This window comes from Rhodanobacteraceae bacterium (genome assembly GCA_024234055.1).
Classification (GTDB): domain Bacteria; phylum Pseudomonadota; class Gammaproteobacteria; order Xanthomonadales; family SZUA-5; genus JADKFD01.
Window position 1 is genome coordinate 41,560 of sequence record JACKOW010000008.1, and the last position, 13,132, is coordinate 54,691.

Genomic DNA, 13,132 nt, shown 5'->3' on the forward strand with positions numbered 1-13,132 from the left:
GCAGGGCTCGGGACGTGATCGAATCAAGCATAGCGCCGGGCGACCGCGGACCTGGCAAGGTACCGCGATCGCCCGGGCAATGGTTTCAATCCTCGAAGCCGTCCCGGAACAAGGGCCTTGGCAGCAGGCGCACGACGCCGATGGATTCAGTCGCGCCAGCAGTGACCAGAATATCGTTGAGATACTGGGTCTGGTAACCATCCCGCTCGAAAGCCAGCCGGTAGCTACCCGGCGGCAGATCGGGCAACGTGAACTCACCCGCGGCTGCGCTCAGCTGGGCCGATTCGCCGCCGTCCGCGGGCAACACATAAACGCCCTGCAGGGCGGCATCGGCATCCCCAAAGCGGGTGTCGACCCGGACGCTGCCACTGATCGCCCCCAGAGTGGCCGCGGGCACCAGATCGATATCATCGCCGTACTCAATCGATTCGTTTCCAGCCGGATCGCGGAGTTGCAGCGAAACCGCAGCCACCGTCGGCGGGACGAGCATGCTGACACCTACCGGGTACTGAGGCAGATAGGGAATCCACCCAGTGTCGCTGCCATCCGGCAGGCGCAGGCGCATCTGCATGCCGGCCGCGGATTCGTGATCAACTGCTATCGACGCAGTCAGAAGGGTGGCGCTGCTGCGCGGATCACCCTGGTTCAAGATCACGCTGCCGCGCGGCGCGGTCGAGTCGGCACGCGCCTGGGCACAAACGATATCGCTGGCCGCGGCCACCGCCTGGGTGGCGTTGCGCCCGATCAGCTGGTAGCAATAGTTCTGCCCAGGCATCAGGCCGGGATCCACATAGCTTCCGTCGGCTGCAGTGGCGTCGATCACGGCGTGATCGGTCCAGGGCCCGTCGACCGAGATGGCCCGCTTGACCAGGATGGTCGCGTAGCCCGGGTTGCTGTCGAAACGCAGGCTGTGGCTGAAGGCCGGCAGGTCAGCGGCCTCCTCGTGGTCATTGAGCTGCGTGACGATCTCGATGTTGCCGATCCGCGGCAGCGCGTCGTCGAGTGAATCAAGAGGACTTCGACCTGCCGCGATTTCGGAACCGTCGGTCTCGCCACCGTCATCGGTGTCGACATCACACGGATCGCTGCCGGCCAAGTACTCGGCCGCATTGCTGGCACCATCGCCATCGCGGTCGCTGGCGGCATCATTCTGGGCTGGATCAAGGCAGGCCTGGCGCAGCTCAAATCGATCTGGCAGGCCGTCATTGTCCAGATCGGCCACCACGGTTTCGCGGGTGATCGCAAAGCTGCCATGGGCGTTCAGCAGTACCTGGGCTGCGGCGCTGCCCAGGTTCACGCTGGCTACGACCCGGACACTGCCATCAGCACCCGCCTGGGTCTGGTCATCCAGGATGGCAGTGGCGCTGCCGTCATCGGTGGCGCGATAGAGCGCGCTGTAGACGCGATCATTCGCAAACTGGTCACCCTGGGTTCCGTCGTCGCGCAATTGCAGCACGACCGGCGCACCACCGCCCTGGGTCAGCGTGGCCTGCGCGAACGCGGGAGCGGCAAGTCCGCTGATATCCGTCAGTGCCGCTTGCACCAACACGGGCTCACCGACCCGGAAATACTCGACTAGCTCGTTGTCGCCGGCAGCGCGGGCAAAAGCCAGACGCAGCCCACGCGCCGGGTCGACCACGGCGGCCGAATAGTCAAAGGAGATCGCCCCGCCCGCCGCCGAAGGATCGACCTCAAGACGCCATTGGCCACTGGGTGCATTGCGGATCTGATAGGAAAATCCGCGAGCGCTGAGGAAGATCTCGACATCCGGTCCGGCGCTGACCAGCGAGTTATCCGGTCGATACAGGCGCACTGCGCTGAAGGGAACCGCGCTGACGCCGTCGAAGATCTTGACGTGCGGTCCACTGGCCGGCTCGATCCCGGCATCGAAGAGGATCGGCAGCACAGCAGGCGTGCTGGGTCCAGTGCTGGCGCTTGCGGCGATCACGGTCTGGCGGCGGCCGACACGGTCCATCAGCTGATCAAGCGCGCCTACCAAAGCGCCGCGATCAAGGCCGGAGGCGTCTACTGGCAGGTATTGGTAGCCGCCGCCGGTGCTGCTCGCGATACGAGCCAGCAAGGGCTGGTCAGCCAATCCACCCAAGGCCACGATGTGCACTCGCACGCCGGCAGCACGCGCCTGGGACTCGAAAGCGGTGATATCGAAGGCGGGCACATCGCCACCATCGGTGAAGACCAGCAAGTGGCGCTCGCCACCGGCGCCCTGCCCGCTGAAACTGGAGATACTGCTGGTCAACACATCTCCAAGCTTGATGCTGCTCTGGCCGCTGCTGGCGATAGCGCCGAGATCGGCTTGCCATTGCTGACGTTGTGCCGCGGTCAGCGGCGCCAGCGCGGTGAGCACGCTGACATTGCTGGCCGGGGTGCTGCTGCGCCCGGCGAAGCTCAGCAGGCCCAGGCGACTGGCGCTGGGCAACGATTGCCCGATGCGCAGCGCGGCGTACTTCACCGCATCAAGACGCGCGGCGCCGGCCGGCAAGCCCATGCTGGAGCTGGTGTCCACGGCGACGATCACCTCGGGCTGATGCGCGCCTACGCGCAGGCCGCCCGGGATATCGACGCTGCGCCCTGCTGCCGAGATGCGCAGGGGATAAAGGCCCTCGGGCAAGCTGGGAATCAGGGCAAGGCAACGAATGCGGGAGGCCGCTTCACGAACTTTCTGCACTGCAGGCAGCAGCACCGAGCCGCCATTGGGATCAATGGTCAGTCCGAAATCCGGAAGGTCCATGGTATCCAGCCCGCTGCCATCGGCCTGTTGCAGATCGACGCTGAACTCGGCCAGCGACACACTACCCGCCGCGCCACTGATCATCGGCGACTGGCTGTTGACCTGGGAAACGATCGGCAGCGGCGGCGGCGCCAGGCAGCTCACCGAGAGGCTGCCGGCAAAATCGGTATGCCAGCCGGAAACGATGACGGTGAGCCGGTTGTAGTGGGCTGCGGGCTGGATCAGGGTCTGTTGCCAGCTCTTGGCGCGATATTTGTACAGGCGTCGCGGCTTGCCGGGGCCGGTAGCGCCCTCGATCGCGATCAAGGAGAACAGGCCATCGGGGACGATGAACTGAGCATTGACTTGCTGCGGCAACAACACCGATGGGGAGACCGCGAAGCGGATCGTATTTCCGGTAGGACAGGATTCGGTCTGGAAGTTGTAGTAGCGTGCTCCGAAGCGCTTGGCGCTGGTGTTGACAACGGCCGGCGTTCCATTGGCAGGCACCGGAATGGTCGCGCTGATTGCCGCTTCCTTGAACTTCATCTTGTTGACGCCGACGGCCACCGGATCCTCGTCGCGATAGCTGTAGCGGAGTCGCGCCGATTCCGGCAGTTCCGTGAGATCGCGCGCTTTCAGGGTGTTCGCGATGGTGAAATCGTGGAAGGCATTGGTGACATGGTCCTCCGGTTTGGCCTGCTTGATCTGGTAATCCGTCACACCAATGATCGAGGGATCAGACATCTGGTCACGCGCCCGTTCCCACCAGTCAACCAGGAAATCGGCGCCCAGGCCGGGCTCACTGCGATCGTGCCCGTACTGCTCCATCAGATAGGTCCAGAACAGAGCCGAACGGTAGCTGGACTGCCAGATATTGATATTCGGGGCATCCAGATAGCCGTTGGCCTCGCCACGGAAGGTCGCAACACAGCTGGCCGCCGGATCCAGATCCAGGTCCGAATACACCTTGTCCTGCATGGCGCGAGCATGGCCTTCACAGGCGGTCGAACCGTAGCCGCCGGAGCAACCGGTGCCGCCACCGTCGTTCACGTAACCGAACTCGACGTGGTGAAACAGCTCATGGCCTAGGATGCCGCGGATGCAGGATTCTCCCCGGGTGGCGTAGACGCTGGTCGGCATGATCACCTGCTCGCTGATCGCAAACCCGTTGTCGCAATCGAAGGGCGTGCCATTGGCGCAATCCCAAAACACGACGTCCTTCGTCGCGGGATTGAAGAAGGGCTCGCGGAATCCGAGATTGACGTATCCCTCGTGGTATCCACGCGGCAAGCCCGGCACCGCATTACCATTGCGATCCAGGGCATTGGCAGCATCGAACATGCGCACATCGGGCATGAAATGGGATGTGCCCGACAGCCCGCGCCTGAGCTGATAGCTCTGGTTGGGAGTTACCGCCACCAGTTCCAGCGTGGGCTGGTTGGCGGGAATACCGGCGTCGGCGGGTCCGGCGAGCAGGGCCAACAGCAGCAGTGGCCGACAGAGGGTTGAGGCGGGCATGAGAGCTCCGAAGTTGTGGTCTCGTCCTGACATACGCAGAACGGACGCTCCGGAGATCATCCCGCTCAGTCGCTGCCGAGTTCCCGCTGCAGCCAGGCGCGCGCAGCGCGGGTGTCGCGAATCACGGTCGGCACTGAAACTTCCAGCAGTTCGGCCAGGGCGTCGACTTCCATGCCTGCGAAGAAGCGTAGCTCAATGACCTCGGCCAGGCGCGGATCCAGCGCTGCCAGCTTGCGCAGCGCGTTGTCCAGCGCCAGCAGTCCCTCGGCCTGGTGGTCCACCGACAGGCTTTCGGCCTCGATGTCATCGAGTCCCAAAATCGGGACTCCACCTCCGCGCCGCTGAGCGACACGCTGCCGGGCGTAGTCAATGCTGACCTGGCGCATCGCCTGTGCCGCAGTCGCGAAGAAGTGCTTGCGATTTAGGTACGCGGCGCCCGCGCCGGCGAACAGCTTGAGATAGGCTTCGTTGACCAGGGCACGGGTGTTCAGCGTAGCCCCGCGGGCATGCCGGGCCAGCTCGGCCCGGGCGATCTTCAGCAGGTCCTCGTAAACCTGCGACAGCAAGCGATTGCGCGCTTGATCGTCGGACCCGGCCGCCAACATCTGTGCCGTCAGGGCTTCCAGTTCACGCATCGCGGGGAATCCTCTCGAAATCGCCAAGGGACGGAAGCCCGAGCCCGGGCAGGTCACGAAGAATGTAACAGATCCTGCATTCTACCCTGCAGCTTGCCCTGCCGGGAGTCGGCATTCCCCAAACGTCTTGCGGCGAACGCGCCGGTTGGTCTGCCGCGTGATACGAAAAAGGCCCCGCGATTGCTCGCGGGGCCTTCGGTTCAAGCATCCATCGTCGGGCGCGCTGCGCGCCCGCTCGATCAACCGTGGAACTTGGCGATCAGCGGCACGATCAGCAGTGCCACGATGTTGATGATCTTGATCAGCGGGTTGATGGCCGGGCCAGCGGTGTCCTTGTACGGGTCACCGACAGTATCTCCGGTCACGGCAGCCTTGTGGGCTTCGGAGCCCTTGCCACCGTGGTTGCCGTCCTCGATGTACTTCTTCGCGTTATCCCAGGCACCACCACCGGTGGTCATCGAGATGGCCACGAAGATGCCGGTGACGATGGTGCCGACCAGCAAACCGCCGAGGGCCGCCGGGCCGAGGACCAGACCGACCACGATCGGCACGGCCACCGGCAGCAGCGAGGGCACGATCATTTCCTTGATCGCGGCCTTGGTCAGCATGTCGACGGCCTTGTCGTACTGCGGCTTGCCGGTGCCTTCCATGATGCCCTTGATTTCCTTGAACTGGCGGCGGACTTCCACCACCACCGCGCCCGCTGCACGGCCAACCGCTTCCATCGCCATCGCGCCGAACAGATAGGGAATCAGGCCGCCGATCAGCAGGCCGATCAGCACCAGCGGATTGGACAGATCGAACTTGACGTCGTTCATGCCGTAGGTGCCGAGCTTGTGCGTGTAATCCGCAAACAGCACCAGCGCCGCGAGTGCGGCCGAGCCGATGGCGTAGCCCTTGGTGACCGCCTTGGTGGTGTTGCCGACCGCGTCCAGCGGATCGGTGACGTTGCGCACATCCGGACCCAACTCGGCCATCTCGGCGATGCCGCCACCGTTGTCGGTGATCGGGCCGTAGGCGTCAAGGGCAACGATCATGCCGGACAGCGAGAGCATCGCGGTGGCGGCGATTGCCACGCCGTACAGGCCGGCGAGCGTGTAGGTGCCCCAGATCGCGGCGCACACCGAGAGCACCGGCATCCAGCAGGACCGCATGGACACGGCCAGACCGGCAATGATGTTGGTGCCGTGACCGGTGGTGGAAGCCTGGGCCACGCCGCGCACCGGGGCATATTCGGTACCCGTGTAGTACTCGGTGATCCACATCATCGCACCGGTAAGACCAAGGCCGATCAGGGCGCAGTAGAACACCTGCATGGCCGAGAGCGTCATGCTGCCGTCCGGCAGAGCCGTCGAGGTGGCCGGGAACAGCGCGGTGGTGACCGGGTAGAAGGCGGCTGCCGCGAGCACGCCGGAAACGATCGTGCCCTTGTAGAGCGCGGCCATGATCTTGCCGTTGTTGGCCTTGACGAAGAAGGTGCCGATGATCGAGGCGATGATCGACACGCCGCCGATGACCAGCGGATACAGCAGCGCGTTGGCGCCGGCCTGGGCGGCGAAGATGTAGCCGACCAGCATGGTGGCGATGATGGTGACCGCATAGGTTTCGAACAGATCGGCGGCCATGCCGGCGCAGTCGCCGACGTTGTCGCCCACGTTGTCGGCAATCACCGCCGGGTTGCGCGGATCATCTTCCGGGATGCCCGCTTCCACCTTGCCCACGAGGTCGGCACCGACGTCGGCGCCCTTGGTGAAGATACCGCCACCCAGACGCGCAAAGATCGAGATCAGCGAGGAGCCGAAAGCCAGGCCCACCAGCGCATTGAGCAGCTTCTCGGTTTCCATGCTCTGCGTCTGCAGGAAAGCGTAGAAGCCGGCGACGCCGAGCAGACCCAGGCCCACGACCAGCATGCCGGTGATCGCACCGCCGCGAAAAGCCACTGCCAGCGCCGCGTTCATGCCGCTGCGCGCGGCTTCGGTGGTGCGCACATTGGCTCGCACCGAGACGAACATGCCGGTGTAGCCGGCCAGGCCCGAGAGCACTGCACCGATCGCGAAGCCGGCTGCCGTGGTCCAGCTCAGCGCCAGGCCGATCACCACGAACAGGCCGATGCCGACGATGCCGATGGTGGTGTACTGACGGTTCAGGTAGGCCTTGGCGCCTTCCTGAATGGCCGCAGCAATTTCCTGCATGCGCGCGTTGCCCGCGGGCTGCTTCAGGATCCACTGCGTCGACACGATGCCGTAAAGCACCGCGACGACTGCGCATCCCAGCGCAATCATGATTCCGTACTGCTCAAGCATGGATCTTCCCCAGTTGTGAGTATTGGTACATCTACCCCGGTCCGGATCGACCGGGAAAAAGGCGGGCGGAGTATACGGGCGGCCTGCCCGCTTGTAGAGCACGGCGTGCTCCGCAGGGCCCCTCAAGGCCCACAACGGGCGGAATTCGGCGATGACCGGGGTGACATCTGGTCTTGCAGGCGATGCCTTGGCAGGGCGTAGGGCGAACCAGGTCACAATCTGACGCGAAGGAGCCAATTCCTGATACTCTTGTCAAGCACTGTGACGCGTCCGTCACATTGCTGACGCCCCCTGACCGATCATCGACATTGGATTTGATCAAGGCCGCCAGCTAGAGCGGCTCGAAAGCAACCCCTGGAGTGCCCTCGATGACCGACCCTGCAGCCTATCTGCTGTTGCTTGCACGCGCCAGCGACCGCAGCTTCTCGGACTACGTTGCAGCATTGCCGGCGCTGCACCAGCGGCACGGCGGACACTTTGCAGCAATGGCACCGGCGCCAATGGTGGAGCAATACGGTCAAAATGGCTCCGCGCATGCGGTCCTGCTCTCAGGCTGGCCGTCGCTGCAACAGTCACTGGCCTTCTGGCAGTCAGCGGCGCACGGCGTGCTGCTTCGCCGATTTGGTGCAGACGCCATGGTCGCCATTGCCATCGAGGCCGAACCCGGGCTGCCGAGCAGGAGTGTCACCGAGGCGCTCGCGGTGTTCCTCGGACCCGGCCCCACACCGGCCCTGCTGGAAGCTGCCGGCGCACATGCCCTGGCGCTGGTGCGCGAGCGCAATATAACGGCGCTCCAAGGGCAGTGGACCCACGGCGATGTCGCCATCTACGGCTGGAACTCGGAGCGCGACGCGCGCCAGCAGCTGGTGGCCTTCAGCTCCGGGCAGCGCGGCCGGGCGATGCTGCTGCCGGGTCTGCACAAGACACCTGCCAGCAGAGTTCGGCAAGAACATGAATTCGGACCGCTGCTGCTGCAGGCAAGCTGAGCGGGTTCCGCACGCTGGTCGCTGCGCCCAGACCACTAGACCGCATTTCTCACACCTGTTGCGGACGTTCGCGCAGCTGTGACAGATGCGGGCTAGTCATTGCGGGTGCGCTCGACCAGCAGACGCATGCCCAGCACACCACCGATCATGAACAGCGCGACCATTGCCACCAGTACCAGCGTGGCGTAGATGATGATGGCCGCGATGTCATCGGCACCAGCGCTGCTGGCCCAGTACCAGGTCAGCAGCAGCGCCGCGGTCAGTACCACACCGAGTACCAGGGCCAGCTTGCCCAGCGGTTTGCGCCAGTTGAAGGCGCCGAGCGCCGCCAATGGCAGCGACGTCAGCACCAGCCAGGCTTCGGTGCCGCTTTGGCCACCGTCGGTCATGCGCCACAGCACGTAGATCGCTGCCAGCGCGATCAGCACGCTGACACCCGTGGCACGCCACAGCGGCGTGCGCCCCAGCACAGCCAGCAGAAGGAACTGCAGCGCAGCTGCGGCGAATATCCAATGAGTCATTCAGCTTACCTCTGAGCCAATCGCCACCAGCTGTTGAACGGGGAAAACAAGGGGCACGGGGCACGGGGCACGGGATGAAATATGCGGCAAGATCGCAGTAGGTCGCAAACCTGGTCCCCTGTCCTGTGCCCCTGCATGAGCAACCCAGGCTCAGGCCCTCAAACGGAATATGCCGGCAAGCGCCGCGCCACCGGGCGGTTCTTCAACTGCACATAATCGGGCAGACCATTGACATAGGGCGGGTAGGCTTCGCCCTGGATCAGGCCTTCCAGATAGCTGCGCGCGGCGCGGGTAATGCCAAGACCATCCTCACGAATGTAGGCCGGCGGCAGCTTGCGCTCCTTGTTGGCGATATCTGCCAGATGGGCCGTGACAATCTCGTATCGATAGGGCCGGTTGGACAGGCGCTTGACGATGGGCATCACCGCGTTCTTGCCGGCCAGCGCCAGCTTGACCGCCGCCGCGCCGACCTTGAGGCTGATGTCCAGATCAGTCTTGCTGGCGATATGGCGCGCGGAGCGCTGCAGATAGTCCGACACCGCCCAATGGTATTTGTAGCCCAGCGCCGCCCGCACCTTTTCGGCCACCACCGGACCGGCGCCCCCCAGTTGCACATGACCGAAAGCATCCTTGCTGCCAGCCTCGGCCAGAAACCGTCCCTGGGCATCACGCACGCCTTCGGACACCACCACCGTGCAATAGCCGTGCTTCTCCACCGCCAGCTTGACCGCCGCCAGGAAGCGGGTTTCGTCGAAGGCCACCTCGGGGAACAGGATCAGGTGCGGCGGTTCGCCCTCCTTCGAACCGGCCAGGCCGGCCGCTGCCGCAATCCAGCCGGCATGACGCCCCATCACCTCCAGCACGAAGACCTTGGTCGAGGATTCGGCCATGCTCAGCACATCCAGACTGGCTTCGCGGGTGGACACCGCCACGTACTTGGCCACCGAGCCAAAGCCGGGGCAGACATCGGTCAGCGCCAGATCGTTATCGATGGTCTTGGGCACGCCGACGCAGACCATCGGATGTCCGAGTGCCTCGGCCACCTGCGACAGCTTGTGCGTGGTATCGGCCGAGTCATTGCCACCGTTGTAGAGGAAGTAGCCGATATCATGGGCCTTGCAGACCTCGACCACGCGCTCGTAGTGAGCGCGATCCTGCTCCAGCGACTTGAGCTTGAAGCGGCAGGAGCCGAAGGCGCCGCCGGGCGTGTGCCTGAGGGCGCGAATGGCTTCGGGCTTTTCCAGCCGAGTATCGATCAGGTCCTCGCGCAGCACGCCGATGATGCCGTTGCGGGCCGCATACACGCGGCCAATCCGGGACGGATGCCTGCGCGCCGTTTCAATGACGGCCGACGCACTGGCATTGATGGTGGCAGTGACGCCACCGGATTGGGCATAGAGCAGATTGGCGACTGACATGGATGGCTCCTGGGCAGGTTTCGGGCGCACGAGCTCCGGTTTCGGAGGCAAATCGCCGGTCCGGCAACTCTCGCTGCAGCGCAGTTTGACTTGTGCGGGTGGCGCACGCTAGGTTCGACCATTGTTTGTCTTTATTTCCTCGTCAAGCGCTGGCACGCTGTCGTTGACGGCGGCCGCCCTCTGAGACTACTAGCATGCGCATCGTACTTCTGGGTGCTCCCGGTTCCGGCAAGGGGACGCAAGCAGCCCTGCTGAAAACGCGATTGAACGTTCCCCACATCTCCACCGGCGAGATCCTGCGCGCTGCCGTGGCCGCGGGCACACCGCTCGGCCTTCAGGCCAAGGCGGTCATGGCGGCCGGAGCACTGGTGTCCGATGAGATCGTGCTCGGCATGCTCGAAGAGCGTTTCAGCCAGCCTGACGTGCTCGGCGGCTTCATTCTCGATGGCTATCCGCGCAATCTGGCGCAGGCCAATGCGCTGGAAGCGCTGCTCGGCCGGCTGGGTCAGCCCATCGACCGCGCCGTGCAACTGGACGTGGCCGAAAGCACCCTGCTGCAGCGACTGGCCGGACGGGCCCAGGCCGAGGGTCGGGCCGACGACAATCCAGAATCGGTGGCCCATCGCCTGCACGTGTACACCGAACAGACCGCGCCGGTGATCGATTTCTACGAGAAGCACGGTGCGCTGGTGCGCGTACCAGGCGAAGGCAGCATGGACGAGATTCTGGAGCGCATCATCGCCGCCCTGGCTTGACGGATCAGGCGCTGCGCACCCGGATCTTCAGCACGCCATCGTCACCGCTTGTGCATCCCAGATACTGGCATGCTCCGCGGGCGCACAGGGCTTCGATGTCCAGACCGGCCAGCGGGTCGGTGGCCCAGACTTCAAATTCTGCGCCCGCCGGTGAGTTGCGCATCGCCCGGCGCAAGTACACCAGCGGTTCCGGACACATCAGACCGCGGGCGTCAACGATCGAGGTGTGTGGCTTGCTTGTCTCCATGATTTGGATAATGCCCATGAAGCATCGGCGGCGTCAGCCTGTGGCCGAACAGGTCGGAGTCTCGCTGCTCAGCGTCAGCGAGACGGCAACATGGGCCTGACAGCATTGCTGCGGTGGACGCTGGATCTGCTGCAACTGCGCGGCACGCCGGCCGACGCCCCACCCTCGCCAATGCTGCTGGCGCAGCTGCTGGTCCTGGACCTGATCTCCAGCGTGTTCTATCTGCAGGCCCTGGGCAGCGAGCTGGCCTTCGACGTGCTGCTGGGCCGGATGCTGCTGAATGTGCTGATGGTCTACGCGGTGATGCGGGTCTTCAACCGTACGCCCCGATTCCTGCAGACGCTGATCGCGATGTACGCGGTCAGTGCCCTGCTCACCTTCATCCTGTTGCCGATTGCCTCGGCCTTGGTGCGCTCACAAGGTGACAGTCCTGATCTCGGGCTGCAGGTCCTGCAACTGGGCTTTCTCTCATTGCTGATCTGGAGCATCGTCGTCAATGCCCACATCCTGCGCCATGCGTTGTCGCTGAAATTCTGGCTGGCGTTGCCACTGTCGCTGGGCCTATTCATGCTGTTCAACGAGATCGCTGCCGTGATGTTTCCATTCGAATGAGTTTCTAGGATGAACACCGACCTGCACATCCTCGGTATCTGCGGCACCTTCATGGGCGGCATCGCCGCCATTGCCCGCGAATCCGGGATGAAGGTATCGGGCAGCGACCGTGATGTCTATCCGCCGATGAGCACCCAGCTGGAAGCCCTCGGCATCCAGTTGCATGAGGGCTACAGCGCCGAGCACCTGCCGCCGCCACCGGCAGAGATCGCCGTCGGCAACGCGCTCTCGCGTGGCAACGCAGCGGTGGAATCGGTGCTGGATCGGCGTCTGGAATACACCAGCGGCCCCGAATGGCTGGCCCGACGGGTGCTGCACCGCCGCCGCGTGCTGGCGGTGGCCGGCACCCACGGCAAGACCACCACCTCGGCGTTGCTGGCCTTTCTGCTCGACCGCCAGGGACGCGATCCAGGCTTTCTGATCGGTGGCGTGCCGCATGACTTCCCGGTGTCGGCGCGCCTGGGCGCCGGCGATGACTTCGTCATCGAGGCCGACGAATACGACACCGCCTTCTTCGACAAGCGCTCCAAGTTCGTGCATTACCGGCCGACGGTCGCAATCCTCAACAACCTCGAATACGACCACGCCGACATCTTCCCGGATCTTGCCGCCATCCAGCGCCAGTTCCACCATCTGGTGCGCACGGTTCCCGGCAACGGCAGGCTGATCGTCAACGGCGAGGACGCTTCGCTGGCGCAGGTGCTGGAGATGGGCTGTTGGACGCCGGTGGAGCGCTTTGGCCTGGACAGCGCCGAATTCGACTGGCGAGGCGAACTGCTGAGTGACGATGGCTCCCACTTCCGGCTGTGGAATCACGGCAGCCTGATCGGTGAGACGCGCTGGAAACTGCTGGGACGGCACAATGTCGCCAATGCCGTTGGCGCGATTGCCGCCGCGGCCGCCATCGGTCTGAATCCCGCCCACAGCCTGGAACTGCTCGGCGCCTTCGGCAGCGTCCGCCGGCGCCTGGAAAGCGTGGGCGAGATTCATGGCATCCGCATCTACGACGATTTTGCACATCATCCGACTGCCATCGCCACCACCCTGGAGGGCTTGCGCGCGGCCATCGGCAATGCCCGGCTGATCGCGGTGATGGAGCCTCGCAGCAATTCGATGCGCCAAGGCGCGCACGCACTGGCGCTGCCCAAGGCATTCATCCCAGCCGATCGCGTACACGTGCTGGCGCGACCGGAGCTGGGCTGGGATGCCGCGCGTACGCTGGCACCGGTCGGCGCCCGACTGGCGATAGCCGCATCGGTGCCCGAACTGCTGGACGCAGTCGCCCGCGAGGCGCGTAGTGGCGACCACATCATATTCATGAGCAATGGCGGATTCGAAGGCGCGTCGCGGCGTTTGCTGGCGCAGCTGAGCGAGCTTCCGTGCGGCTCGCCGGCCTGAACCGGGTG

The 13,132-nt window shown here is 64.5% G+C and carries 10 protein-coding genes; 4 read left to right on the plus strand and 6 right to left on the minus strand.

All coding sequences use genetic code 11. The features are described from left to right. Positions 1 to 85 precede the first annotated feature (85 nt). The 3 genes from H7A19_13895 to H7A19_13905 all read right to left on the minus strand — a co-directional run bounded on the left by H7A19_13895 (position 86) and on the right by H7A19_13905 (position 7,187). Entirely contained in the window at positions 86 to 4,249 is a 4,164-nt protein-coding gene (locus H7A19_13895; GenBank protein ID MCP5475921.1) for a carboxypeptidase regulatory-like domain-containing protein, read from the minus strand. A gap of 65 nt (positions 4,250 to 4,314) precedes the next feature. After that, on the minus strand, positions 4,315 to 4,884 hold the full coding sequence (locus H7A19_13900; protein MCP5475922.1) for a sigma-70 family RNA polymerase sigma factor: 570 nt from the start codon (positions 4,882 to 4,884) through the stop codon (positions 4,315 to 4,317). 239 nt (positions 4,885 to 5,123) lie between these two features. Beyond that, a complete protein-coding gene (locus H7A19_13905; protein MCP5475923.1) occupies positions 5,124 to 7,187 on the minus strand; it encodes a sodium-translocating pyrophosphatase in 2,064 nt (687 codons plus the stop codon). A 368-nt stretch (positions 7,188 to 7,555) separates the two neighbouring features. Here H7A19_13905 and H7A19_13910 point away from each other — a divergent pair, with 368 nt between their 5' ends. After that, on the plus strand, positions 7,556 to 8,173 hold the full coding sequence (locus H7A19_13910) for a DUF1330 domain-containing protein (GenBank protein MCP5475924.1): 618 nt from the start codon (positions 7,556 to 7,558) through the stop codon (positions 8,171 to 8,173). A gap of 92 nt (positions 8,174 to 8,265) precedes the next feature. Here H7A19_13910 and H7A19_13915 read toward each other — a convergent pair whose 3' ends face one another. Then, entirely contained in the window at positions 8,266 to 8,694 is a 429-nt protein-coding gene (locus tag H7A19_13915; protein ID MCP5475925.1) for a hypothetical protein, read from the minus strand. A 158-nt stretch (positions 8,695 to 8,852) separates the two neighbouring features. After that, the gene (locus tag H7A19_13920; protein ID MCP5475926.1) at positions 8,853 to 10,112 is read right to left on the minus strand and encodes a 6-phosphofructokinase; all 1,260 of its coding nucleotides are present in this window, start codon (positions 10,110 to 10,112) and stop codon (positions 8,853 to 8,855) included. A 194-nt stretch (positions 10,113 to 10,306) separates the two neighbouring features. Here H7A19_13920 and H7A19_13925 point away from each other — a divergent pair, with 194 nt between their 5' ends. Further along, positions 10,307 to 10,867 carry an adenylate kinase gene (locus H7A19_13925; protein ID MCP5475927.1) on the plus strand — a complete coding sequence of 187 codons (561 nt, stop codon included), beginning with the start codon at positions 10,307 to 10,309 and terminating at the stop codon, positions 10,865 to 10,867. A 4-nt stretch (positions 10,868 to 10,871) separates the two neighbouring features. On the opposite strand, the gene H7A19_13930 is transcribed toward H7A19_13925, so the two are convergent. Continuing rightward, a complete protein-coding gene (locus H7A19_13930; protein ID MCP5475928.1) occupies positions 10,872 to 11,132 on the minus strand; it encodes a sulfurtransferase TusA family protein in 261 nt (86 codons plus the stop codon). Between the two features lie 72 nt (positions 11,133 to 11,204). Here H7A19_13930 and H7A19_13935 point away from each other — a divergent pair, with 72 nt between their 5' ends. After that, positions 11,205 to 11,726, plus strand: a complete 522-nt coding sequence (locus H7A19_13935; GenBank protein MCP5475929.1) for a hypothetical protein — start codon at positions 11,205 to 11,207, stop codon at positions 11,724 to 11,726. Positions 11,727 to 11,735: 9 nt separating this feature from the next. Next, on the plus strand, positions 11,736 to 13,124 hold the full coding sequence (mpl, locus tag H7A19_13940; protein ID MCP5475930.1) for a UDP-N-acetylmuramate:L-alanyl-gamma-D-glutamyl-meso-diaminopimelate ligase: 1,389 nt from the start codon (positions 11,736 to 11,738) through the stop codon (positions 13,122 to 13,124). Positions 13,125 to 13,132: the final 8 nt, after the last annotated feature.